This window comes from Bifidobacterium sp. LH_449, assembly GCF_056356755.1.
This window is the reverse complement of sequence record NZ_JBKEUV010000002.1, coordinates 261,560-287,006: the sequence shown is the minus strand read 5'-3', so window position 1 is coordinate 287,006 and position 25,447 is coordinate 261,560. Positions and strand designations below refer to the sequence as shown.

The 25,447-nt window shown below is 61.9% G+C and carries 22 protein-coding genes and 2 tRNA genes; 20 read left to right on the top strand and 4 right to left on the bottom strand.

The window, feature by feature from the left end:
- Positions 1-90 precede the first annotated feature (90 nt).
- From leuS to AC1AX7_RS03000, 10 genes are all read left to right on the top strand, one after another.
- Complete coding sequence (gene leuS / locus AC1AX7_RS03045) at positions 91-3,063, top strand: leucine--tRNA ligase (protein ID WP_476508625.1); 2,973 nt, start codon at positions 91-93, stop codon at positions 3,061-3,063.
- A 210-nt stretch (positions 3,064-3,273) separates the two neighbouring features.
- Positions 3,274-4,119, top strand: coding sequence for a ComEA family DNA-binding protein (locus tag AC1AX7_RS03040; RefSeq protein WP_476508624.1), 846 nt, complete (start codon positions 3,274-3,276; stop codon positions 4,117-4,119).
- On the top strand, positions 4,116-5,945 hold the full coding sequence (locus AC1AX7_RS03035; RefSeq protein ID WP_476508623.1) for a ComEC/Rec2 family competence protein: 1,830 nt from the start codon (positions 4,116-4,118) through the stop codon (positions 5,943-5,945). Before AC1AX7_RS03040 ends, AC1AX7_RS03035 begins: the two co-directional genes overlap by 4 nt.
- Positions 5,946-5,949: 4 nt before the next feature.
- Entirely contained in the window at positions 5,950-6,930 is a 981-nt protein-coding gene (gene holA / locus AC1AX7_RS03030) for a DNA polymerase III subunit delta (protein ID WP_476508622.1), read from the top strand.
- A 71-nt stretch (positions 6,931-7,001) separates the two neighbouring features.
- The gene (tsaE, locus tag AC1AX7_RS03025) at positions 7,002-7,532 is read left to right on the top strand and encodes a tRNA (adenosine(37)-N6)-threonylcarbamoyltransferase complex ATPase subunit type 1 TsaE (protein ID WP_476508691.1); all 531 of its coding nucleotides are present in this window, start codon (positions 7,002-7,004) and stop codon (positions 7,530-7,532) included.
- Between the two features lie 51 nt (positions 7,533-7,583).
- Positions 7,584-8,417, top strand: a complete 834-nt coding sequence (tsaB, locus tag AC1AX7_RS03020) for a tRNA (adenosine(37)-N6)-threonylcarbamoyltransferase complex dimerization subunit type 1 TsaB (RefSeq protein WP_476508621.1) — start codon at positions 7,584-7,586, stop codon at positions 8,415-8,417.
- On the top strand, positions 8,417-8,992 hold the full coding sequence (gene rimI / locus AC1AX7_RS03015) for a ribosomal protein S18-alanine N-acetyltransferase (protein WP_476508690.1): 576 nt from the start codon (positions 8,417-8,419) through the stop codon (positions 8,990-8,992). The genes tsaB and rimI overlap by 1 nt, the downstream gene beginning before the upstream one ends.
- On the top strand, positions 8,989-10,032 hold the full coding sequence (gene tsaD / locus AC1AX7_RS03010) for a tRNA (adenosine(37)-N6)-threonylcarbamoyltransferase complex transferase subunit TsaD (protein WP_476508620.1): 1,044 nt from the start codon (positions 8,989-8,991) through the stop codon (positions 10,030-10,032). The genes rimI and tsaD overlap by 4 nt, the downstream gene beginning before the upstream one ends.
- A 160-nt stretch (positions 10,033-10,192) precedes the next feature.
- A tRNA-Asn gene (locus AC1AX7_RS03005) sits at positions 10,193-10,265 on the top strand.
- Between the two features lie 61 nt (positions 10,266-10,326).
- Positions 10,327-10,399 (top strand) — tRNA-Asn (locus tag AC1AX7_RS03000).
- A 121-nt stretch (positions 10,400-10,520) separates the two neighbouring features.
- On the opposite strand, the gene AC1AX7_RS02995 is transcribed toward AC1AX7_RS03000, so the two are convergent.
- Positions 10,521-10,979: a MerR family transcriptional regulator gene (locus AC1AX7_RS02995; RefSeq protein ID WP_476508619.1), complete on the bottom strand. Its 459-nt coding sequence runs from the start codon at positions 10,977-10,979 to the stop codon at positions 10,521-10,523.
- A gap of 110 nt (positions 10,980-11,089) precedes the next feature.
- Here AC1AX7_RS02995 and AC1AX7_RS02990 point away from each other — a divergent pair, with 110 nt between their 5' ends.
- Complete coding sequence (locus AC1AX7_RS02990) at positions 11,090-11,527, top strand: cupin domain-containing protein (protein ID WP_476508618.1); 438 nt, start codon at positions 11,090-11,092, stop codon at positions 11,525-11,527.
- A gap of 34 nt (positions 11,528-11,561) precedes the next feature.
- Positions 11,562-12,317, top strand: coding sequence for a carboxymuconolactone decarboxylase family protein (locus AC1AX7_RS02985; protein WP_476508617.1), 756 nt, complete (start codon positions 11,562-11,564; stop codon positions 12,315-12,317).
- A 122-nt stretch (positions 12,318-12,439) separates the two neighbouring features.
- Here the strand turns inward: AC1AX7_RS02985 and AC1AX7_RS02980 are convergent, their stop codons facing one another.
- Positions 12,440-12,817: a transcriptional regulator gene (locus AC1AX7_RS02980; RefSeq protein WP_476508616.1), complete on the bottom strand. Its 378-nt coding sequence runs from the start codon at positions 12,815-12,817 to the stop codon at positions 12,440-12,442.
- A gap of 160 nt (positions 12,818-12,977) precedes the next feature.
- On the opposite strand from AC1AX7_RS02980, the gene AC1AX7_RS02975 reads away from it, so the two are divergent.
- Together AC1AX7_RS02975 and AC1AX7_RS02970 are read left to right on the top strand one after the other, a co-directional pair.
- Entirely contained in the window at positions 12,978-13,586 is a 609-nt protein-coding gene (locus AC1AX7_RS02975; protein ID WP_476508615.1) for a M23 family metallopeptidase, read from the top strand.
- Between the two features lie 151 nt (positions 13,587-13,737).
- Positions 13,738-15,552, top strand: a complete 1,815-nt coding sequence (locus tag AC1AX7_RS02970) for an AMP-dependent synthetase/ligase (RefSeq protein WP_476508614.1) — start codon at positions 13,738-13,740, stop codon at positions 15,550-15,552.
- 101 nt (positions 15,553-15,653) lie between these two features.
- Here the strand turns inward: AC1AX7_RS02970 and AC1AX7_RS02965 are convergent, their stop codons facing one another.
- Together AC1AX7_RS02965 and AC1AX7_RS02960 are read right to left on the bottom strand one after the other, a co-directional pair.
- Positions 15,654-17,336, bottom strand: a complete 1,683-nt coding sequence (locus tag AC1AX7_RS02965; RefSeq protein WP_476508613.1) for a substrate-binding domain-containing protein — start codon at positions 17,334-17,336, stop codon at positions 15,654-15,656.
- 150 nt (positions 17,337-17,486) lie between these two features.
- Positions 17,487-18,704, bottom strand: a complete 1,218-nt coding sequence (locus tag AC1AX7_RS02960; RefSeq protein WP_476508612.1) for an NADP-dependent isocitrate dehydrogenase — start codon at positions 18,702-18,704, stop codon at positions 17,487-17,489.
- A 148-nt stretch (positions 18,705-18,852) separates the two neighbouring features.
- Here AC1AX7_RS02960 and AC1AX7_RS02955 point away from each other — a divergent pair, with 148 nt between their 5' ends.
- From AC1AX7_RS02955 to tsf, 6 genes are all read left to right on the top strand, one after another.
- Entirely contained in the window at positions 18,853-19,974 is a 1,122-nt protein-coding gene (locus AC1AX7_RS02955; RefSeq protein ID WP_476508611.1) for a GuaB3 family IMP dehydrogenase-related protein, read from the top strand.
- Positions 19,975-20,174: 200 nt separating this feature from the next.
- Positions 20,175-20,723 carry a hypothetical protein gene (locus tag AC1AX7_RS02950; protein ID WP_476508610.1) on the top strand — a complete coding sequence of 183 codons (549 nt, stop codon included), beginning with the start codon at positions 20,175-20,177 and terminating at the stop codon, positions 20,721-20,723.
- 84 nt (positions 20,724-20,807) lie between these two features.
- Entirely contained in the window at positions 20,808-22,835 is a 2,028-nt protein-coding gene (locus AC1AX7_RS02945) for an AMP-dependent synthetase/ligase (RefSeq protein ID WP_476508609.1), read from the top strand.
- An 11-nt stretch (positions 22,836-22,846) separates the two neighbouring features.
- On the top strand, positions 22,847-23,329 hold the full coding sequence (def, locus tag AC1AX7_RS02940) for a peptide deformylase (protein ID WP_476508608.1): 483 nt from the start codon (positions 22,847-22,849) through the stop codon (positions 23,327-23,329).
- 264 nt (positions 23,330-23,593) lie between these two features.
- Positions 23,594-24,400: a 30S ribosomal protein S2 gene (gene rpsB / locus AC1AX7_RS02935; protein ID WP_476508607.1), complete on the top strand. Its 807-nt coding sequence runs from the start codon at positions 23,594-23,596 to the stop codon at positions 24,398-24,400.
- 75 nt (positions 24,401-24,475) lie between these two features.
- Entirely contained in the window at positions 24,476-25,327 is an 852-nt protein-coding gene (tsf, locus tag AC1AX7_RS02930; RefSeq protein ID WP_476508606.1) for a translation elongation factor Ts, read from the top strand.
- Positions 25,328-25,447 lie beyond the last annotated feature (120 nt).

The following is a 25,447-nucleotide window of genomic DNA, read 5'->3' as shown; positions in this document are numbered from 1 at the left end:
CGTATGCCGGGAGGGCGGGATGCACGGGGCTTCCCGGTATGCGGATACCCGCTTGTGCCGTGTCCAGTTGCGCGGCTAGTTTGCATGTTTATGAGTGACATTGAGAAGAGCGCGCAGGCGCAGTCGACCGAACCTGCCGAACCGTCGTTCCGCTACAATGCGGCGATGGCGCAGGGCATCGAAACCAAATGGCAGAAGACGTGGGACGATGAGGGCACGTTCTGGGCCGCCAACGTCCACGGCGATCTGAAGGACGGCAAGGGCCGCAACGCCGAAGGCCGCCCGTCCTATTTCGCGATGGACATGTTCCCGTACCCGTCGGGCAAGGGCCTGCATGTCGGCCATCCGCTGGGCTATCTCGCCACCGACGTGGTAAGCCGCTACCATCGCATGAAGGGCGAAAACGTGCTGCACGCCATGGGCTATGACGCCTTCGGCCTGCCGGCTGAGCAGTATGCGGTGCAGACCGGCCAGCATCCGCGCATCACCACCGAACAGAACATCGCCAACATGCGCCGTCAGCTGCATCGCATGGGCCTGAGCTTCGACAACCGTCGTTCCTTCGCCACCATCGACCCGGGCTATGTGCGTTGGACCCAGTGGATCTTCTCCCGCATCTACGACGCCTGGTACGATCCGGAAGCCGTCAACCCGTCCGGCACCAAGGGTTCCGCGCGCCCGATCGGCGAGCTGGTCGCCCAGTTCGAATCCGGCGAACGCGCCATCCCCGGTTTCGAAGGCAAGGTCTGGCGTGATCTGACCGCCGTCGAACAGTCCGACGTGCTCAACGATTTCCGTCTCGCCTACATCTCCAAGTCCCCGGTCAACTGGTGCCCGGGCCTGGGAACCGTGCTTGCCAACGAGGAGGTCACCGCCGAAGGCAAGTCCGAACGCGGCAACTTCCCGGTGTTCCAGCGTGAGCTGCGCCAGTGGTCGATGCGCATCACCGCATACGGCCATCGTCTGATCGAAGACCTCGACGGCATCGACTGGCCGGACAAGGTCAAGCTGATGCAGCGCAACTGGATCGGCGAATCCCACGGCGCCTCCGTGCATTTCGAAGTCGAGACCCCGAACGGCGTCAAGGACATGGAGGTGTATACCACCCGCCCCGACACCCTGTTCGGCACCACGTTCGCGGTCGTCTCCCCGGAGCACCATCTGCTGGAGAACGTGCCGGCCGAATGGCCTGAAGACGTGCCGGAATCCTGGAAGGGCGGCTATGCCGATCCGGTCGAAGCCGTCGCCGCATACCGCAAGGCCGCCGAAGCGAAAACCGCCAAGGACCGCGTCGAAGAAGCCGGCGAAAAGACAGGCCTGTTCACCGGCCTGTATGCGGTCAACCCGATCACCGGCGCGAAGCTGCCGCTGTTCACCGCGGACTACGTGCTGATGGACTACGGCACCGGCGCCATCATGGCCGTGCCGGGCGGCGACCAGCGTGACTACGACTTCGCCGTCAAATTCGGTCTGCCGGTCATCTACACCGTCAAGCCGCTGCCTGAATCCGACGACGATCTTGCCGACTATGAGGGCAAGGCCCCGTTCGTCTCGCATGACGGCATCGTCATCAACTCTTCCGTCGAAGCCACCCACGCCAAGGGCGACGCGCTGTCCATCAACGGCCTTCGCGTGGACGACGCCATCGACGCGGTCAACGCATGGCTGGAACAGGCCGGCGTCGGCAAGGGCACCGTCAGCTACCGTCTGCGCGACTGGCTGTTCAGCCGCCAGCGCTATTGGGGCGAACCGTTCCCGATCGTCTACGACGAGGACGGCGCCCCGCACCTGCTGCCGGATTCCATGCTGCCGATCAACCTGCCGGACGTGCCGGACTACAGCCCGCGTACCTTCGACCCGATGGACGCCGAGTCCAATCCGGAAGCGCCGCTGAGCCGCAACGAGGACTGGGTCAAGGTCGAACTCGATCTGGGCGACGGCGTCAAGACCTACTATCGTGACACGAACACGATGCCGAACTGGGCCGGCTCCTGCTGGTACTACATGCGCTACATCGATCCGGGCGACGCCGAGCACATGGTCGAATCCGACGAATTCGACTATTGGATGGGGCCGAACCATAACGCGACCGCAGGCAAGTCCGGCGGCGTCGACCTGTACATCGGCGGCGTCGAACACGCGGTGCTGCACCTGCTGTACTCGCGCTTCTGGCATAAGGTGCTGTTCGACCTGGGCTATGTGGATTCCGCCGAACCGTTCCACAAGCTGTTCAACCAGGGCATGATCCAGGCCTACGCCTACACCGACGACCGCGGCCAGTACGTGCCGGCCGCCGAAGTCGTCGAAGGCGCCCCGGACGAGAACGGCGAACCGACGTTCACCTGGAACGGCGAGCATGCCAACCGTGAATTCGGCAAGATGGGCAAGAGCCTGAAGAACATCATCACGCCGGACGATATGTACGAGAACTACGGCGCCGACACGTTCCGCCTATACGAGATGGGCATGGGTCCCCTGGCCGAATCCCGCCCGTGGAACACGCGCAACGTCGTGGGCAGCATGCGTTTCCTGCAGCGTCTGTGGCGTAACGTCATCGACGAAACCACCGGCGAGGTTCGCGTCGTCGACGCCGATATGGATGAGAAGACGCTGAAGCTGGTCAACAACACGATCGCCGACGTGACCGTGGAGATGGAAGGCATGCGTCCGAACACCGCGATCGCCAAGCTCATCGTGCTCAACAACCATCTGACCGGCCTCGATGCGGTGCCGCGCGCCGCAGTCGAACCGCTGATCCTGATGCTTTCGCCGATCGCGCCGCACATCTGCGAGGAACTGTGGAACCGTCTCGGCCACGCCGAATCCCTGGCGCACGAGCCGTGGCCGGTCGCCGACGAACGCTACGTCGGCCAGGACACCGTCACCGCCGTCGTGCAGATCAAGGGCAAGGTCCGCGCCAAGCTCGAAGTCTCCCCGGACATCGACCCGGCCGAATTGGAGAGGATGGCTTTGGAGGCCGTCGCCGACCGTCTCGGCGGCAAGGCTCCGCGCAAGGTCATCGTCAAGGCCCCGAAGATCGTGTCCATCGTGCCGGCCGAATAGGCTGCGGTGATTTTCGGCATCGCCTGACCGGCGGCGCCTGAGGCGGGCGTCATCATATGATGACGCCCGCCTTTTCATATGCGTCTGCTGCTGTATCGCGACACGCCCGGAGCATGTGGATAACCGCGTCTCTTCGTCCACATACGCCGGTCCGGCTGGACACGCTACGCGGCCGTCGCCCATAGTGGTGTGATGGATGCGCGGGCCGGTATGGGACACTTCGGTAGCGCGTCGTCCTTCTCACCGCAGGACGACGTGTATCGGGGCATGCCGCCTCCGCCGCCTCCGCCGCGGTCCGTTGGCGCCGCGGCGGAGGCGGCGGAGGCGGATCCGTCCGCGTTCGTATCCGAAGCCGCGCCCGCCGGACGGCGGAGGCACGACGGCAAGGCGACGCTGTCGGATCTGGCCGGCGTCCACGCCGATGACACCGCGGAATCACGATTGCAGCGGGATGGGCGTCCGCGTCGAGACAAGCCTCGTCTCCTGTTCCAGCCCGTACATGCGATAGCGGCGATGCTGCTGCTTGTCGCCGCGCTATGCGCCAGCCTGACCATGCTGGTGCGGCAGGCCTCCAATTATGCGATGCTGGCCGGCGGGCCCGAAACCAACGCTGTCGATGCCGGGAATGGGCCGGCGGATGAAACGGAGGGCGAGGCCTCGGATCCGATCAGGCGGGATGCCGTATCGGAAGATGATTCGAAAGCGGTCGTCGAGGGCGAGCAGGAGCCAGACGCCACCGGCACGGCATCGCGGGATGACGTGCAGTCGTCTGCGGGATCCTCGGCATCATCGGACACATCCGCATCGTTGACGCCGCCGTCGCAAAGCGCATCATCCGACGGTGAGGCAACGGCGCAACCGCGGCAAATCGATCTGAACGCGGCCGGCGTGGCGGAATTGGACGCGATCAAAGGCGTGGGGCCCGTGATCGCGCAGCGCATCGTCGACCATCGCACGAAAATCGGACGCTTCGTCAGCGTCGAACAACTGCTTGACGTCAAAGGCATCGGCGAGAAAACCCTGGACAAGATGCGAGCGCAGGTGACGGTCCGATGAGCGGGCGATTGTTCCCGACGCAATACCTGCAGCGTGAGCGGGGGAGCCGTGACCTGCGTATGCTGCCCGTCGCCGCGATGCTGTGGGCGGCATGTCTGACTGCGCATCTGGCCTCGCATATCGCGGTGTGCATCGCGGCCGTGCTCGTCGCGATGCTGTTGGCGGCGGCGATAGGAATCATGTCGGCCGGACGCCATAGGCGAAGGCGACGTCCGTACGACCGCCGCATGCATGGACGCCGGCATGCGCGCGATGCCGCGGATGCCGGCGCCGGACGGCAACGCATGCTTGCGGGGATCGCGATGATGATCGGCGTGATGCTGGTCGGCATGGGCGCGACCATGGCGTATGATCTGCGGCAGCGGCATGATGCGGCGACGATCCAAGCACATGACAACGCCGGCTATGCGATCGTCACGGCCAGCATCACGACGCCGGCCGTCGCATCGGACAACAGACAGCGTGACTGCCAGGCGGACGCCGTATTGCATACCGTCTCCGACGGGTCGACGACTCGTCCGTCACAAGCCGGCATCCGCATATATCTGGGCGGCGACGATTGCGCCGCGATCGAATACGGCGCGACGCAGACCATAACCGGCAGACTCCAGCCAGCCGACTACGGCGCCGAACCACTATGGCTGCTCGCATACGAGGAAACCGGCATACGGACCATCGAACCGGCGGATCCGCCGCGCCGCATGATCGCGGCGATGCAGGAATCGTTCTTCACCGTCACCGAACGACTCCCCGAACAGGGGCGCGTACTGGTCCCGGGCCTTACGCTGGGCATACTCGGGCAGGACCATGTGACGGCCGCGCGGGAAGAAGACGACACGCAGCCCATTGACGATACGTATGCGAAATCGTTGGAAACACGATTCCGCAGATCCGGCATCATGCATCTGATGGCCGTTTCCGGAGGGCATTTCGTACTCATCGTCGCAGGCATACGCCGCATGTGCGCCCGCATACTGCTGCCACGGCAGCCGACGGCCATACTGACGGCGATCGGGGCGGTTCTGCTGTCGGCCTGCATGTATCCGGCGGATTCGGTCCACCGTGCGCTGACGTCCAGCCTGTTCGGCGCGGCATGCCTGTGGATAGGGCGACGGCAGCAGGTCTGCGCCACGCTGGGCTGGACCATCATCGGCACATTGATCCTGAATCCAAGCATGGCGTACAGTTACGGATTCGCATTGTCATGCGCGGCCGTATCCGGCATCGTATTCTTCACGGAACCGATCGCGAAACGGCTTGAGGGACTCCTGCCATCCGCAGTCGCGCAGGCCGCGGGCATGACCATCGCCGCCCAGACGACGACCCTGCCGATACAGGTGCTGATGGAGCCCGAACTGCCGATCCTGTCCGTTGCGGCCAACCTGCTCGTATCCCCATTCGTGGGATTCGCCACCGTATGCGGATTGGGATCGCTGGCCGTCTCATGGGCGAACGCCGACATCGGATACGCGCTCGCGCGCATCGCCTCGTTGGGCACGGCGGTAATGGAATACTGCGCGAACCTGTTGGGCTCGCCGAACCATGCCACCCTGCCATGGCCCGGCGGGTGGCAGGGCGCGGCCGCCATGATCCTGGCCGAAATCTGCATCTGGTTCGCATGCCGCGTAACAGGCAGGCGACTGCGCATGATGATGCGACGGCATGCCGCCGGATCATTCGCGGAAAGCACTGCTGAGGGGAACGTCGATGTCGTCGGCGAAGCATGGGTCGACGCCCCCATGACGCGCCTGCGCCAATGGTGGCGGCACACCATGCACTGGCTGCACGAGTTGGATTGGGCTTGTCCACCGATACGGCGAAATTGAGTACATGCCAAGAACAGCCTCGACGAATCCGCCGGTACGTATCGTATCCGGCGCGGACGCGTATCTTCGCGATACGACGGCCCGCGACCTATGCGACAAGGCCAGAGACAAGCATCCTGACGCGGAGATCATCGAATTGGATGCAGGCGCCGCCGACGGCTACGCGTTCGACGAAGCGGTCAGCCCATCCCTGCTCAGCGATACGGCCATCGTCATCGTCGACAATCTGCAGAACGCCGACGACAAGCTCGGCGACGCCATGGTCGCATACTGTCGGCAGGCCGTACGGCATCCGGCGGACTCAAGCATCGTCATCTGCAAGCATGAAGGCGGCGTCAAAGGAAAACGCCTCATCGACCGGCTCGTCAAAGCCGGCGCCGGCAAAGAGGACGTACCCGACCTGAAAAAGCCGGAAGCGAAACTCAACTTCACCATGCAATGCTTCGAACGCGAACATCGACGCGTCGAACCTTTGGCCGCCCAACAGCTGGTCGCCGTGCTCGGCGACAAAACAGGCGAACTCGCCGCCATGGTCAGACAGCTCTGCTTCGACTTCGACGACGATCCGATCGGCTTGGAGCGAGTCAACCAGTATCTGACCGCAAACCCGCAGGTCACCGGATTCTTCGTGGCCGACAAAGCGCTTGAAGGACGCACCGCGGAAGCGATCATCGGCATGCGCTCCGCAATCGAACAAGGCAACGAGCCCATCGCGCTGATCGGCGCGCTCGCCATGAAACTGCGCACACTCGCCAAAGCCTCCGCGGTGCGCTCCGGGAAAATCTCCCAGGCGGAGGCGAAAACCAATCCGTGGGTGCTGAAAAACGCCATGAAGCAACTCTCCGGATGGACCTCGGACGGAATGTCCCGATGCGTCCAGACCTTGGCATGGGCCGACGAACAGTGCAAAACCAACGGCGGGGACCCCATCTACGCGTTGGAACGCTCCATCACGCTCATCAGCCGAAAAGGACGCGTCGGCTGAGCCGACATACACCAAGCGAGCATCAAGGAATACCAGTGAAACACACCATCATCGCAGCCACCGCAGAAGACATGCGCGCCATCGGCGAACGCATCGCGCATATGGCCCACGGAGGCGACGTGCTGCTGCTGTCCGGTCCGCTCGGCGCGGGCAAAACCACATTCGCGCAAGGCTTCGGCGCAGGATTGGGCATCGACGAGCCCATCGTGTCGCCGACCTTCACCATCGCACGCGAACTCGACGGGCGTTTCCCGGACGGCCGGCCCGCCCATCTCGTGCACGTCGACGCATACCGATTGGGCGGCAACGACTACGCGCCAGGACAGGACGCCATCGGACGGCTGCTCGACGAACTCGAATCCTTGGGATTGGACGAAGAGCTCGACGATCCGGGCGCCAACACCGTCATCCTCATGGAATGGGGCGAACAGATGGCCGCCGCGCTCGCCCCGGAACGTCTCGAAATCCACATCGACCGCCCGCACGAGCAAAGCGCCGTCGACGGCAACGGGGAACTGACCGGAGACGGCGAACGCACCGTCACCCTCATCGGCGTGGGCGCCGCCTGGAACGATTTCGACTACGACAACGGCACACGATGACCCCGTGGATGTACCCTGACTAGCAGACCACACCAATCAAGGAGCCTTCACATGCATACGCTGGTAATCGACACCTCATACGGTTCCACGGTCGGCATCGTCGGCCACGATCCCATCAGCGAAACCGACTCGCGCACCCACGTGGAACGACTGCAAGGCAACATCGCGGCCGCAACGGAACAGGCCGGCCTCAAACCCGGCGACATCGAACGCATCATCGTCGGTACCGGCCCGGCGCCATTCACCGGACTGCGCGCAGGCATCGTCGCGGCCAAAGCGCTCGCCTTCGCCACCGGCGCCACATTGGCGGGGCAGGACATCCTCGCACCCCAGGCGCTGATGATGCGCCTCGCTTTGCGGCCGGACGGCCCGCTTGCCGAATGCGATCTTCTCACGAACATCCGCGATCCCGCCGAAAAAACCGAACGGACGCATCATCTGACGGTGGCGGTCAACGACGCACGCCGCAAACAGCTGTACTTCGCGCTCTACGACTATGCCGACGGCAGCGACCTCTACGGCGGTCCGACGACGCTTATCGACATGGACATCGACTATCCCGACCATATCGCGCAACGCGTCAACGCCGTCACGCAACGCCTGCAGACCGCCGATCCGAACACCCGATACGTCGTCGACGTCGCCGGCCACGGCGCCCAAAAATACGCCGCCGCATGGGAAGCGTTGGACGGCCGCGGCGCCATCGTCGACGCATCACTGCTCGACACCGGCAAAACAGGCCTCGAAGCGTTCGCGCAACTATGCGAACATGCCGACGGCAACACATCGGTCGAACCGCTCTACCTGCGACGCCCGGACGTATCCGTACCCAACCCGCTCAAACACGTGCTCGGACACTCCGGCGCGACCAAGGCGGAACGATGATCATCATCAACGCCGACCAGCTCAACCGGGACACCGTCATACAGGCGATGCTGCGACTCGAACAGGAAGTCTGGGGCAAACGCGCATGGAGCGAACACGCCATCCGCGAAGAGCTCGACGCCCCGGCACGCACCTACCTGCTCGCCATAGACGACGATACGGCGGAAACCACGACCCCCGACGGCATCATCGCCTATGCAGGCTACTGGTATGACGGCGACGACGCGGAAGTCATGAACATCGACGTCGCACTCGACCACCAGAGGCGAGGCATAGGCCGCACGCTCTTCGAACACATGATCGAAAACGCGCGCGAACAAGGCGCACGACGCATGCTCCTCGAAGTCAGCGTCGAAAACACTCCCGCGCTCGCGCTCTACAACAACCTCGGCTTCACCCGCATGGGCCTGCGCAAACGCTACTACCAGCCCGAAGGCATCGACGCATACACCATGAGCCTCGACCTTGAACCACGCATCGTAGGCTTTGGCGCAACCAACACCGCAGCGGCCGACGTCGCCGCGGCCAATACCGCAAACAGCAACACAACCCAGCCCACGGAGCAGCAACAATGAGCGAACCAATCGTACTCGGCATCGAATCAACCTGCGACGAAACCGCAGCGGCCATCGTCCAAGGCCGCACGCTCATCTCCAACGTCGTCGCCTCATCCATGGACGAACACGCACGCTATGGCGGCGTCATCCCCGAAATCGCCTCCCGCGCACACGCCCAGGCATTCGTGCCATGCGTGTCGAAAGCGCTCGCCGACGCGAACATGACATTGGACGACGTGGACGCCATCGCCGTATCCGCAGGCCCAGGCCTCGCGGGATGCCTCGCCGTCGGCGTATCCGGTGCGAAAGCGCTCGCATGGGCGGCGAACAAGCCGATCTACGGCATCAATCATGTCATCGGGCATATCGCGGTCACCCAGCTGCAGTTCGGGCCGTTCCCGCCCGATACGATGGCGCTGATCGTCTCCGGCGGGCATACCTCGCTGCTGCATGTGGCGGACGTGGCCCGCCGCATCGACGTCGTCGGCACGACCTTGGACGACGCGGCAGGGGAGTGCTTCGACAAGGTCGCGCGCCTGCTCGGCTTCCCCTACCCGGGAGGTCCCCATATCGACCGTCATGCCCGGCAGGGAGACCCGAAGGCCATCAAAGTGCCGCAGGGGCTGACTCAAGGCAAGGCCGGCCGCGAACATCCGTACGATTTCAGCTTCTCCGGCGTGAAAACCGCCGTCGCCCGCTGGATCGAGGAACAAAACGCGCAGGGGGCGCGGATCCCGGTCGACGACGTGTGCGCGTCGTTGGCCGACTCCGTGGCGACCGTGCTCGCGCGCAAGGCCATGCACGGGTGCGAGGAGCACGGCTCGCACACGCTGATCGTCGGCGGCGGTTTCTCCGCCAATTCGCAGCTGCGGGCGAAACTGCTGGAGTTCGGCGCCGAACATGGCGTGGACGTACGCATCCCGCAATTGAAGCTGTGCACCGACAACGGTGCGATGGTGGCCATGCTGGGCGTCAACCTGGTTGAAGCCTCGGTCGCGCCGTCCGCGCCGGATTTCCCGATCGATTCGGCGATGCCGCTGACGAAGATCTGCATGTGACGGTGCCGCTGCGGACGTGTCTCGCGCGTGCGCCGTTCGAATGCGGCGGGCGGCGGCGGAAGACGCGCGGCACGCGCGACGCGCCGTAAGTTGCATTGTGTGATGATTTATGTAATATATGTGACTTGTGCGCAGGGCACAGCCCCTGAACGCAAAACATTCCTGCGTAGCTCAGTTGGCAGAGCATCCGACTGTTAATCGGACGGTCACTGGTTCAAGCCCAGTCGCAGGAGCTCGGATTCGGTTCGGGTTTCCTTTTGGGGGAGTCCGGAGCGGAGATGAAAAATTGAACATTCCTGCGTAGCTCAGTTGGCAGAGCATCCGACTGTTAATCGGACGGTCACTGGTTCAAGCCCAGTCGCAGGAGCTTTTTCGAAAAGGCCACCGGCATGGCGTCGGTGGCCTTTTGCTTTTCCTTCCGACGGCACCGTATTCAGATGACGTGTCCGGCAATATCGCGGACCAGGGATCCGGTTTCGACCATCCCTTCAATCCTTGGAGGGAAGCGACTTGAGCTTGTGCCATACGCCGCGATACCGTTCCGGGATCTCCTCCAGCGGCATGTTCGTAGGGACTTCGACGCTGCCGGCCTGTTGCGCGGTCTCATAGAACCAGCATTTGAAATCCAGCACGTCCATCATCGCCCGCAGCTCGTCCATCTGCGCCTGCGCCGCTTCGCGACGCTTCTGAATCAGATGAAGCCGGCCTTCGATGGTGTCGTCGCCTTGCAGGGACATGTCGATGTATTCCTTGATGTCTTTGATCGGCATGCCGGTCTTTTTCAGGCATTCGATGATCTGCAGCCATTCATAGTCCGTCTGGTCGAATATGCGTTTGCCGCCGGGGGAGCGTTTGACGAACGGCAGGAGCCCCTCCTTGTCGTAGTAGCGGAGCGTGGATGCCGTAATGCCCATCAGCTGCGCCATTTCGCCGATCGTATAGGCCATGATGCGTTTCCTTTTCCCGTGTTTCGAAAGCTATCTTGACTTAAAGTGAGGTTTACATTGTAGCCTCTGTCGTGGAATTGATTCCACGTCGCCAAAAGGAGATGCATATTATGAAGACCGTCGATAAAGAGGAGTTCGACAAGGAAAACGTGTTCGGCCAAGGCATGCCCAATACGGGATACGCCCAATATTTCATCGGCAATTCGTATCTGAACGCCCTTACGCCGGATACCTGCTCCCTGCCCATCTCCAATGTGACGTTTGAGCCGGGATGCCGCAACAACTGGCATATCCACCATGCGACGACCGGCGGCGGCCAGGTGCTGATCTGCACGGCCGGTGAAGGCTGGTGCCAGATCGAAGGGGAGAAGCCGGTCAGCATGACGCCGGGAACGGTCGTCGTCGTGCCGGCCAACGCGAAGCATTGGCACGGCGCCAAGGCGGACAGCTGGTTCTCCCACATCGCCTTCATGATTCCCGGCACCGACGCCAGCAATGAGTGGCTTGAACCGGTGGAAGACGAATACTACAACACCCTGTCCGACTGAAACGGGCGAATTCTATTTGATGGGAGGCTCAGCGATGAATAGGGAAGAAATCGCGCAACAGAACAACGAACGATGGTTCGACGGCAACGCTTTCGGCGACTGCACGGCCGACCCGGAATTCCAGCGGATCGCGCAGCGTTTTCTGTGCGGGGAAGTGTTGGGCGAATCGGTGCTCAGCGACGTCCAGAAGGCGCTGATCATGCTGGTGTCGTTGACCGCCTGCCAGACGACCGCTTCGATCGCCTCCTACACGCTGGCCGCGTTGAAAGTGGGGGCCAAGCCGGAGGAGATCAAGGAGGCGCTGTACCAGTGCGCGCCATACATCGGTTTGGAAAAAGTGCGGTGCGCATTGACGGAAGCGAACAAGGCGTTCCGACAGGCCGGCGTCGAGGAAGATCCGCAGCCTCGCGGCACGGTGACGGAAGACACGCGTTTCGTGGACGGTCTCGCGGTGCAGCAGGGCATTTTCGGCGCGGACAACATCAACGGCATGCGCGAAGCCGCCCCGGAGGAGTTGAAGACGATGCAGGACCATCTGTCCGCCTACTGTTTCGGCGACTTCTACACGAGGACCGTTCTGGACGTGCGCATGCGCGAACTGGTCACGTTCTGCGCGATCTGCTGTCTCGGCGGCTGCGAGCCACAGGCGAAGGCGCATGCAGGGGCGAACATCAGCGTGGGCAACACCCGTGAAATGCTGATCGCGGCCATGATCCAATGCCTGCCGCTGATTGGCTTCCCCCGCACGTTGAACGCCATCGCCTGCATTGACGCGGTGACGAAGGCATAGGCCGAGAAGCGAATATCCACGGCCACGATCGCAAGGCCGCCGCATCCGAAACCGATCCATCACGGATCTGTTGATCGGATGCCGGCGGCCTTTGCGTATCCTCCCCGCAGACCGGCGTCCGATTATTCCAACGTATCCAAAATATCGTCGATAAGCAGACGCCCATGATCACCGTTCTTACGAAGGCGAGGGAAACGACGAAGCGCATTGGCGGGACTCGCGTCCGCGGCGCGGGCGACATTGGACTTGCTCGCACCATGATTCACGGCATTCTCCGCCAAACGATCCACCAAGGAGTCGGAAACCTGACGCAGCCTCTCCGCGACCCACACCTGACTCAATTCAGACGAAAGCCCGTAATCCTCGGCGACCTCGCTCGCAGCCTCCTGGACCGCCGCCCACAGCACCATGAACGGTTTGCTGTAATACATGATCTGCTCCTGCATATCCTCACCCTCAAGCGCCTGCAACGCCTTACGGTCGGACGTATTGTCAAACATATGCAACTCCCGCACACATCCCGCGACACTCCCGAAGCCTGTGGATAACTTCGTCCATCCGTCCACAATAGCCAGTCCGACTGGACGCGGACAACAACGACCCGCATGATAGAAGCGTGTGACGGGGCCGACCGCAAACAGTCCGGCAAAGGAGCTGAACGTGGACGAAACCACACGCCGCCGCAGAACATACCAGTACAGGCAGCAAGAACGAAGACAACGCAATAGGCGCAGCCTGCAGACACTGGCCGCAATCTGCCTGATACTCGTCGGCATGCTGACGGCAACGGCCATCATCCCATCCGCCGCGACAACCACATGGGCGGCCACATCCAGCGAAAACAGAGGCTGCAAGGCAACACTCGCATGGCCCGTATCCACACCGCGCATAACACGCGCATTCGACGGGCCGGAACAACCATGGCTGGCCGGGCACAGGGGAATGGACCTCAAAACCAGCCCCGACGACGCCATCTACGCCCCAGACGACGGCATCATCTCCTTCGCGGGAAAAGTCGCAGGAAAATCAGTCGTCAGCATCAAACACGGCAACACCACCTCAACATTCGAACCGGCCGTCACACGACTGCAAACCGGAGCCGCCGTCACGCGAGGCCAACACATCGCACAAGTCGAAGGCCTCTCAGACCATTGCGGCGACACCTGCCTGCACTGGGGCGTCAAACAGGCAGCCGACCAATACCTCAACCCGGAAACGCTCGCCACACCACAACGCATAGCGCTCAAACCGACCACAGACAGCCCATGAACCACGCGGCTGCACCGCAAGCCACGCCAAACCGCTGCGCCATAAGCGTGTATGTCCGGAAAACCCAACCCGTGCATGCCTATAATCCCGCATAGCAACACGTCGCCCGCCATCTGCCGACGCCGACGTGAACACAATGAAGGAGCAGCATATGCGCAACGAATACACGCGTCCACTGGAACACTCCATCGACACCGACAACAACCTGTTCTCCATCCTCGAAGAACGAGCGCAGCGCTCGCCGGACGGTCCCCTGGTCGAATATAAGGACGCGCATGGCGCGTGGCGGTCCTTCAGCGCCGCCGAATTCCACGACAAGGTCATCGCCATCGCCAAAGGCCTGATCGCACGGGGCATCATGCCCGGCGATTCCGTCTCGGTGATCGCGCACACCTGCTGGCAGTGGACCGCCTTGGACATGGCCATCATGTCCATCGGCGCATTGACCGTGCCCGTGTACGAGACGAATTCGCCGGCGCAGATCAAAATGATCTTCAACGATGCCTCCGTCGTGATGGCGTTCGCCGAAGATGACGCCCAACGAGACAAGATCGAACTGATCCGTGAGGACTGCCCGTCGCTCGGCGACGTCTATGTCATTCAGCTGGACGCCATCGACACCCTTATCGAATACGGCAAGAGCGTAAGCGACGCGGAATTCTACGAGCGTGAAAAATCCGTGCGCGGTACCGACCTGGCGACCATCGTATACACGTCCGGCTCCACGGGAACGCCGAAAGGCATTGAGCTGAGCCACGGCAACTTCATCTTCATCACGTATTCCGGCGTCCAGTCCATGCCGGACATCGCGTTGAAGCCGAATCGCCGTCTGCTGCTGTTCCTGCCGCTCGCGCACGTTTTCGCCCGCTACATGCAGTTCTTCTGCTTCGCGGGCAATGTGACGCTGGGCCTGTCCAGCAATCTCAAAACCATTCTGGCGGATTTCGCCGCGTTCAAACCGACCTTCATCCTGGCCGTGCCGAGGATTTTCGAAAAGATCTACAACGCCGCATCCCAGAAGGCCGGCACCGGCCTCAAGGGACGCATCTTCGCCGGAGCCACGCAGGTCGCCCGCGACTGGTCGTATGCGCAGCAGTCCGGTGACGGCATCCCCGCAATGCTGAAGATCAAGCATGCCCTGTACGACAAGCTGGTGTATTCGAGCATCATGGAGGTATTCGGCGGCAGCGTGGAATACGCGGTTTCCGGCGGCGCTCCTCTCGATGCCTCCATCGCCCACTTCTTCAACGGCGTGGGCCTGCCGCTGCTGGAAGGCTACGGCATGACCGAAACCTGTGCGCCGGCATGTGTGAATCCGACGGAAGGATACAAGATCGGCACCATCGGCCTGCCCCTGCAAGGCGTGTCCATGGGTGTCGACGAAGACGGCGAACTGTGCATCAAGAGCGCCGCGGTCTGCGTCGGCTATCACAACCATCCTGAGACCACGCAATCACAGATCGTTGACGGATGGCTGCACACCGGCGACCTGGGCTCGCTGGACGAGGACGGTTTCGTCACCATCACCGGACGCAAGAAGGACCTGATCATCACCGCAGGCGGCAAGAACGTGTCGCCTGGAGCCATGGAAGCGTCGATCATGACCTCGCCGGTGGTCAGCCAGTGCGTCGTCATCGGCGACCGAAAGCCGTTCATCGCGGCGATCATCTCCTTGGATCTTGCCGAAACGAATCTGTGGCTCACCGCGCAAGGTGCCGAAACCCTGTCTTCTTTGGAGGAAGCGGCAAAGAGCCCGATCGTTCGCGCAGAGGTCGACCGTGCGGTGAACAAGGCCAACGAGCTGGTGTCCCGCGCCGAATCGATCCGCAAATTCGAAATCGTCGCCGATGAATTCACCGAAGAGAACGGTCTGGTCACCCCAAGCATGAAGGCCCGCCGCCAGGCGGTGAACGAGCATTATCGCAGTCTGATCGACAATGTGATCTATACGCCGGCGAAGCGCTGATGCAAGTGCGGCCACGCTGTAGAGGCGTATGACGACTGTGGGCGGCATCGAATCATCCGATGCCGCCCACAGTCGTCATACGCCTGCCCTGATCCGCCCTGCTACAATCCGGCGTCGGCCAGCGAAATATATCCGGGTTCGATCAATGCGTCTTTAAGATTGGACGCGCTGACCGTCAGCGGATCTTCGGAAACGAGAGCCACGTTCTTCCTGCCGTTGACGGTTGTTTTGCCGATAAACGGCAGGCCCTCCAGCGGGATCCCGTTATTCAACGACATGCAGGTTTGCGCGGTGTCGTCGGCGATCTGCTTGCGGTCCTCCAATGCGGTCATCCACAGATTGCCGTTGACGATGTCCGGCATGGAGTCGAGATATGCGCCGTAGCCGGTGACGATGGGCCATTGCGCATTGGCGTCATCCTGCTCGTCGGAGCCGATGCCGGAGGCCCCGGAATCGGCTCCGCCCGCGTCGTCGCCGTCGGCCGGTGCTTTGATCGGATCGGGGACGGCGGATTTATTGAGATCGGGCTTGCCGGTGATGTTGTCGACGATGCCGGAAATGCTGATGGAAGGGTTGATGTCCGCGGAGGAGCCGACATATCCCATGTCATGCAGCGCGTCGATCACGCCATCGGCCACGTAGTCGTTCAATGCGATGACTCCGTCGATCGCGGTATGGGAGGTTCTGCCTTCGGCGTCGGCGTCAAGTCTGATGCCGAGCTCTCGCTCCACAGCAGCGGAATCGGTCGCATCGAAGACGACGGAACGCCAATCCTCATCGGTGCTGTCCGCGTCCAACAGTCCGGAAGGGCTGTACGCCCTCCCGTCGGCGAAATACGGTTGCAATACTTGCCAGATGCCGTGGAAAGCCTCCTGCGCGAACGTATCCGAATCCAGATCGGTCTCTTCGTCTCCGCTGTAGGGGAGCAGCACTTCGATCGATTTGGGATTATCCCTGCTGGCCTTGTCCAAGGCGAGCTTGCTGACCAGCTGTTCGGCCTGCAGCGTGCCGACCTGCTGCGGTGTGGACAATTCGACGAATGCGTCCGGAACGAAACCGTCGATGGTGTTGGACACCAGAACGACGTGCATGCCTGAATTCTGAGCCAGATTCAGGGCGGATACCAGGCGCGAGGCCGCATCCGCATAGTCGTCGTCATCGGAGGCGCCGTTTGCGGATGCGTCGTCATCCGATGCTGTTCCGTCGGCGGCGCCCGCATCGCCCGAATCCGCGGCGCCGTCGCCGTCTTGCGCATCGCCGTCGGGCTCATCGTCGGCGGAATCCCAATCGATATGGCGACCGACGCAATCGCCGTACTGCTGCGCCGCATCATCGGCTTCATACACGGGCGTCACCACCAATGTCACATCGTCCGTCCGTGCGCCGTCGCCGTCCTGCGCGTCGCCCTTGTCCTGCCGCGTCTCGTCGGCCATGCGTTCGACGACGTAATCCTGAATCGTCTGGCTCTGCTTCTCCAACGAATCATCGGTGTGCGCGCTGATGGAAGCCCGTTTGACGCCGCCGGCCTCCAGCGCCGCCGTCAGTTCGGACGTAAACGTATCCCATCTGTTGATGGGAGTGTGCTGAGAGAAAGTGAGACCATCCGAAGGCATGAAAATCGCGACTTCGCCATGCTGCTTGCCTTCGGAGGAAGTCGATGCCTGCCCATCGTCGCCGATGGACGCGTCATTCGGATTCCGGCAGGCACCAGATGCCGTGATCAGACCCATGCCAACGATTAACGCAATCAATCGTCTGAATGTCGCCGCGTTGTGCAATGCCATTATCGACCTCTGCTGTAAGTGTATGGACATCGGATGCAGACCGATTGTAGTAGCGGACATGGCAAAAGGCCCGATTCCTGCGTGTGGAACGCGATTGTCGGGCCTTTTTGCGTCTGTATGCCGGCTGTTTTGACGAATGCCGAAACGGGTTCAGGCGTTCAGGCGGCGTGCCAGTCCTTCGTCCAAGGCGTTCATGAAGCCCTCGGTATCCCGCCACGGCTGGTCCGGTCCGATCAGCATGGCCAGATCCTTGGTCATCACACCGGATTCAACGGTTTCGATGATGGTCTTTTCCAAGGTGTCGGCGAAATGCGCCACTTCCGGTGTGCCATCGAGCTTTGCGCGGTGACGCAGGCCGCCGGTCCAGGCGTAGATCGAGGCGATCGGATTCGTGGAGGTCTTCTCGCCCTTCTGCCAGCGGCGATAATGGCGTGTCACCGTGCCGTGCGCGGCCTCGGCCTCGACGGTCCGGCCGTCCGGCGTCATCAGCACGGAGGTCATCAGGCCAAGGGATCCGAAGCCCTGCGCGACGGTGTCGGACTGCACGTCGCCGTCATAGTTCTTGCAGGCCCACACATAGCCGCCATGCCATTTGAGCGAGCTGGCGACCATGTCGTCGATCAGACGATGCTCGTACGTCAGTCCGGCTTCTTCGTATTGCGCCTTGTATTCGGTTTCGAAGACCTCGGCGAAGATGTCCTTGAAACGGCCGTCATACGCCTTCAGGATCGTGTTCTTGGTGGACAGATATACAGGGTATCCGCGCAGCAGGCCGTAGTTGAAGCAGGCGCGCGCGAATCCGCGGATGGACTCGTCCAGGTTGTACTGCACTTGGGCCACGCCGGCGCCGGGATAGTCGAATACGACGTGTTCGATCGGCTCGCCGCCGTCTTCCGGCTGGAAGGTGATGGTCAGGCGTCCTGCCGAGGGGACCTTGAAATCCGTCGCCTTGTACTGGTCGCCGAATGCGTGGCGGGCGACGACGATCGGCTTGGTCCAGCCGGGAACCAGACGCGGGATGTTGGAGATCACGATCGGCTCGCGGAAGATGGTGCCGCCCAGAATGTTGCGGATCGTGCCATTGGGGGACTTCCACATGCGCTTGAGGCCGAATTCCTCCACACGGGCCTCGTCGGGCGTGATCGTCGCGCATTTGACGCCGACATGTTCTCGCTTGATGGCTTCGGCGGCGTCGATCGTGACCTGATCGTCGGTGGCGTCGCGGTTTTCGATGCCCAGATCATAGTATTCGAGATCCACGTCGAGATACGGCAGGATCAGGCGGTCCTTGATGTCTTTCCAGATGACGCGCGTCATCTCGTCGCCGTCGAGCTCGACGACCTTGCCCTCGACTTTGATTTTGGCCATGGAATGCACTCCTCGCGTTTTTTGAAGATTACCGGCTTCAAGTATTAGCGGATGATTGTTTCGTCCAGCGGCATTTGTCCAAAATCGTCTCCGACGCGGAGGGCGGCGTCGCCATCCGCTGTCATCACTCGGCATTAGCCTTGAAGGCATGTCTCAGGAAATTGAAATCGGTTTGGGTAAAAAGGGTCGTATGGCCTACTCCTTGGATGATGTTTCCATCGTCCCCTCACGCCGTACGCGCGACCCGCAGGACGTGCGCACCAATTGGCAGGTCGATGCCTATGAGTTCGATGTGCCGGTGATCGCGGCGCCTATGGATTCGGTGACGAGTCCGGCAACGGCCATCGCGATGGGCCGTATGGGCGCGTTGGGCGTGCTGGATCTGGAAGGCGTGTGGACGCGTTATGAGGATCCCCAGCCGATGCTGGACGAAATCGCCCAGCTGCCGAGCGAGGAGGCCACCCGTCGCATTCAGGAGATCTATGCGGAGCCGATCAGGCCGGAGCTGATCACGCAGCGTCTGCATGAGATCCGCGACGCCGGCGTGACCGTTGCCGGTGCGTTGTCGCCGCAGCGTACGCAGCAGTTCTATTCGACGGTCGTCGACGCCGGCGTCGACCTGTTCGTCATCCGAGGCACGGTGGTGTCCGCGGAACATGTCTCCACCGACCATGAGCCGTTGAATCTGAAGAGGTTCATCTACGACCTCGATGTGCCTGTCATCGTCGGCGGCGCCGCGAACTATACGGCCGCCCTGCATCTGATGCGCACCGGCGCCGCCGGCGTGCTGGTCGGCTTCGGCGGCGGTGCCGTGTCCGCCACGCGCGCCACGCTCGGCGTGCACGCCCCGATGGCGACGGCCATCGCCGATGTGGCCGAAGCTCGTCGCGATTACATGGACGAATCCGGCGGCCGTTACGTGCAGGTCATCGCCGATGGCGGCATGGGCACGTCAGGCAACTTCATCAAGGCTTTGGCTTTGGGCGCGGACGCCGTGATGTTGGGCGTTCCGCTGGCCCGCGCCACGGAGGCGCCCGGACATGGCAAGCATTGGGGGGCCGAAGCGCGCCATCAGACGTTGCCGCGTGGCTTCCGCACGGATGTCGGCACGGTCGCCTCGCTGCAGGAGATTCTGTTCGGACCAAGCCACATGGCCGACGGTACGACGAATTTCATCGGAGCGCTGCGTCGGGCCATGGCGTCCACCGGCTATGTGGACATCAAGAGCTTCCAGCGCTGCGGTGTTGCGGTGACTCCGTATAACCGCTGAAAACAGCTGCTTTCAATGGGTTCGTCGGGATTCGTCGCCGCGTGTGACGGCCGATTCGCATAATCGAGTTTTCCACTTATCCACAGGAGCGTCTTTCGTGTTTGACGATAGGCGCTCCTTTTCGTATTACTGGAATCATGCACGTTTACAATGACGTGCGATATGTCAATGCTGGCATGAAGAGAGTTAAGGAGACAGTGATGGCGAACGGATATTCCGAGGATCGGATCGACGATATATTGATCAAGCCGGATGAGGAAACGGGCTTTCGCGTGCCCTTCCTTTCGACGACCAGACGCCAGTTGCCCTGCTATGACGGTTTCATCGTCGTGGAATTGTCCAAGGAGCCGGTGCCGTACCATGTCGCCTGCTGCTTCGAAAGCGACTGGAATCCTGAAGACTGCCGCGCATTGATGCTGAGCACCTGCCGTATGGCGTGCAATACGACCGATATCGTGCGAGGGCGCATGCAGTTCGGCCGCATCACGCAGGTGATGACCGCGCCATGCGTCAAAAGGCTGGAAACGATGACCTATCTGATGGATACGGAAATGCGGGAACGCCCCGACCTTAAGGTGAGGCTGCACTATCTGCCGGTCATCCCGCATCTGATCCACGGCATGCTGGTCAGCGCCAGCACGCTGGAAATGACGGTGTACCTATCCATCGGCCCGGACGAGTACTGGGCGAACATCGTGTTCAAACGCATAGGAAGCCGGTGGATGTGCACGTTCGCCGATGTCGGATAGGGCCGGACGTCGCGCCGGCACGGACGTCGCGCCGGCATACCGGCGCCGGCGTGCGAGGCGACGCGCCGGGCTATAGTTGGACCTATGACGTTGAGAGAATACATACCAGATCCTGGATATGAGACCACCGAAAACGATACGGTCTACTCTTTGCTGGCCAAGCGCGCCGAAAGCGCGCCGAACGATCCCATCGCCCAGTGGCGGGACGAACGGGCCCAATGGCATACGGTGACCGCGCAGGAGATGCTCCGACGCGTGCAGGACGTCGCCAGGGGGCTGCTCGGCCTTGGGGTGAAGGCCGGCAACATGGTCGTCATCTATTCGGCCACATGCTACGAGTGGGGCGTCGTCGATTTCGCATGCGCCGCCATCGGCGCGGTCAGCGTGCCGATCTACGAAACCGATTCCCCGGCCCAGGCCGATTCGATCATCGACGAAATCGACCCGGTGATCGCCTTCGCGGGGGACGCCGCGCATGCGCAGACGCTGGAACAGATTCGCGACGACCATCCAGGTCTGAAATACGTATTCAATTTCCAGGCCGACGGCCTGGACGCCGTCGCCGATTTCGGCCATTCCGTGGCTACGGCGGAGCTCGATGCGGCGATCGGCGCCGTTCATGCCGACGACATGCTGACGATCGTGTACACATCGGGATCCACCGGACGCCCGAAGGGCGCGATGCTGTCGAACCGTAATTTCACCCATATCGTGCTCAACGGTTACGAGATCCTCGACGAAATGCTGTATCAGCCGAATCGTCTGCTGCTGTTCCTGCCGTTGGCGCATTGCTTCGCACGCTATATTCAGTACGTCGCCATCGGCGGGCACGGCGTGATCGGCTATGTCCCCAGCGCCAAGCACCTGTTGGCCGACCTGCGCAGCTTCAAACCCACATATCTGCTTGGCGTGCCTCGCGTGTTCGAAAAGGTCTATAACGCCGCCTCCCAGAAAGCGGGCGCAGGCTTGCAGGGACGTGTCTTCGCCAAGGCGGTGGATCATTTCGTGCGATGGTCGAAGGATGGGCAGAACGGTGTGCGCCATCCGTTCCAGGAGCGTCTGCTGCATATGTTCTTCATGAAAACGGTCGGCAAGTCCATCCGCTCCGCGCTCGGTCCCAACCTGCATTATCTCGCATGCGGAGGGGCTCCGCTGAACGTGGACCTGGCGCATTTCTTCAACGGCATGGACGACATCACCTTCATCCAGGGCTATGGCATGACCGAAACCGCCGCTCCGATGGTGGTCAACTGGCAGGACGACAATCGGGTCGGCTCCGTCGGCAAGCCCGGTCCGGGCATGGGCGCGAAGCTCGCCGACGACGATGAATTGCTGGTGCGCGGCCCCAATGTGTTCCTCGGCTATTACCGCAATCCGCAGATGACCGATGAGGTCAAAACGGCGGACGGATGGCTGCACACCGGTGATCTGGCGAGCCTCGACGACGATGGATTCGTCTACATCACCGGCCGCAAGAAGGACATCATCATCACCGCAGGCGGCAAAAACGTCAGCCCGGCTCCGATGGAAGACATCATCAACACATGCCCGGTCGTATCGCATACGGTCGTCGTGGGCGACGACAAGCCGTTCATCGCGGCGCTGATCGAACTCGACCCGGAAATGACGCGTTCGTGGCTGTCCAATCAGGGACTGGACTCGCGGATGCCGATGCAGGAGGCGGCGCAGAACGATGCGTTGCGCGCGTTCATCCAGCAATACGTCGACAAGGCCAACGCGACGGTCTCCCGTGCGGAATCGGTGAGGAAGTTCGTCGTGCTCGGCGACGAATTCACTCAGGACGAGGGAACGTTGACGGCCAGCATGAAGATGGTTCGTCCTAAGGTGCTGCAACGCTATGCCGATGTGATCGAAAACGTGCTGTACGCGCCGAAGGATCCCGCCAAGCCGCTGCCCAAAACCGTGCAGCTGCTCGACAAGACCGCGGAGCGGCTGCAGCAGGCTTCGGAAAACGTCAAGCAGGCGTCCGAAAGCGTCACGCCCAAGGTCCGTCATGCGCTTGACAGCATGCAGGAGAAAATCAAGAAGCAATCCGATGAAGACGAATCGGATGCGACCGACGCCGCGGCGCCGCGTCTGGAACAGCAGTGAGGAGAAAAACAGTGGCAATTCGTGAGATTCGCGTCGTACCGGATCCCGTTCTGCGCACCCCGTGCGATCCGATCACCAAGATCACGCCGGCGGTGGAGCGTCTGGTGCGGGATCTGCTGGATACGGTGGACGATCCGGGGCGTGCGGGCCTGTCGGCCAATCAGATCGGCGTCAACCTGCGTGCGTTCTCCTACAACATCGACGGCAAGACCGGCTATGTGCTCAATCCGGTGCTGGAAGAGAAAAGCGGCGAACAGTACGGTGATGAAGGCTGCCTGTCCGTGCCCGGACTGTGGTACAAGACCCGTCGGGCCGACTACGCCCGCGTGCGCGGCATCGATCTGGAAGGCAGGGAAGTCGTACTTGAAGGCTCCGGCCTGATGGGCCGCATGCTGCAGCATGAATGCGACCATCTGGACGGCCATGTCTACCTTGACCGTCTGGAGAAGGAAGAACGCCGCGCCGCGATGCGCATGATGCGTTCCGGTCGCTGATCCGTCCCCTAATAAGGCGATACCGTGGCCCCGCCGTTATCGGATGCGATATGGCAGGGCCATATGCTATCGTAGAGGCTTGTGTGTCACCCCGGTGGAAAACGGAGTCGCAACCGTTCGAAGCCAACCATTATCGTCAACCGACGCACAAAATTCGCGCCATGCTCGCGACGACCTGTGTCGGTCGGTCACATCCCGTACGGATGGACTGCACGCAGGTACGCATGGCCAGGCAAGAACCGACAAGAAAGAGGTAGCGATACCATGGCTCAGATCAATATGAGCGATATGCTGAAGGCCGGCCTGCACTTCGGCCACCAGACCCGCCGCTGGAACCCGAAGATGAAGCAGTTCATCCTCACCCAGCGCAACGGCATCCACATCATCAACCTGTTCAAGTCCCTTGAGCAGATCGACAAGGCTTATGACTTCATCAAGGCCACCGTCGCCCACAACGGCACCGTGCTGTTCGTCGGCACCAAGAAGCAGGCCCAGGAAGCCGTGTCCGCTCAGGCCACCCGCGTGAACATGCCGTATGTCTCCGAGCGCTGGCTCGGCGGCATGCTGACCAACTTCCAGACCGTGTCCAAGCGCGTGAACCGTCTGAAGGAACTCGAAGAGATGGACTTCAGCGATGTCCGTGGCTCCGGCCTGACCAAGAAGGAGCTGCTGCTCCTCGAGCGCGAAAAGGACAAGCTGGCCAAGCAGCTGGGCGGCATCCGCAACATGACCCGCACCCCTTCCGCGATGTTCGTCGTCGACATCAACAAGGAAGCCCTGGCCGTTGAAGAAGCCCACAAGCTGGGCATCCCGGTCATCGCCCTGGTCGACACCAACGCCGATCCGGAAGCCGTCGAATACCCGATCGCGGCCAACGATGACGCCATCCGCGGCATCGAACTGCTGACCAGCCTCATGGCTGACGCAGTGGCCGAGGGCCTGCTGGAACGTTCCGGCAAGGGCGCCAAGGCCGAAGGCGAAACCGAGCAGCCGATGGCCGCTTGGGAGAAGGAGCTGCTGACGGAAGGCGCTCCGGCCGCTGAAGCCGAAGGCGAAGCCAAGGCTGAGTGAGACCTTGGATACGATGGGAGGTGACAAGCCTCCCATCTGTCTGGGATAAGTAGATTCTTTAGAGGAGACAAACCAATGGCAGCAATCACTGCAGCTCTGATCAAGCAGGTGCGCGAAGAGACCGGCGCCGGCATGATGGACGTGAAGAAGGCTCTGACCGAAGCCGAAGGCGACGTCGCACGCGCCAAGGAAATCATCCGCGCCAAGGGCATCCAGGCCGCCGGCAAGCGTGAAGGCCGCAAGGCTCAGGAAGGCACCATCGCCTCCACCGTCGTCGAGTCCGCAGCCGGCCAGACCGGTTACGCCGTCGAACTGAACTCCGAGACCGACTTCGTGGCCAAGACCCCGAAGTTCGTCGATTTCGCCAACGAAGTGCTGGGCTACGCCGTCAAGGCCGAAGCCAACAGCGCCGACGAACTGCTCGCAGCCGCCGCCGAGAACGGCACTGTGAAGGAAGCCATCGAAGAAGCCGCCGCTCTGTTCGGCGAGCATGTCAAGGTCGGCCAGTTCGCCAAGGTCGAAGGCCCGCATGTCGAGGTCTACGCCCACAAGAAGTCCGCGGAAATGCCGCCGAGCATCGTCGCCATGATCGCCACCGACGAAGCCGGTGCCGCCGTGGCCCATGAAGCCGCTCTGCAGATCTCCGCAATGGGCGCCCAGTGGCTGACCCGCGAAGACGTTCCGGCCGATGTCGTCGAATCCGAAACCCGCGTCGCCACCGAGAAGTCCCTTGCCGAAGGCAAGCCGGAGAAGATCGTTCCGAAGATCGTCGAAGGCCGTCTGAACGCCTTCTACAAGGAGAACGTGCTGCTGGAGCAGGCCTACGTCAAGGACCCGTCCAAGACCATCGGCGACCTGTTCAAGGAAGTGGGCGGCCAGGCAGTGGCCTTCGCCCGCGTCGAGGTCGGCAAGGGCGAAGCCGAGTGAACCGACGGTTCACCGATTCGTCCGATCTGACGATTGAATGAAGGTCGGCCGCGCATCATTGCGATGCACGGCCGACCTTTTTGCTGCCATCGACGGCATGCCGCGGGCCCGCGATCGTCA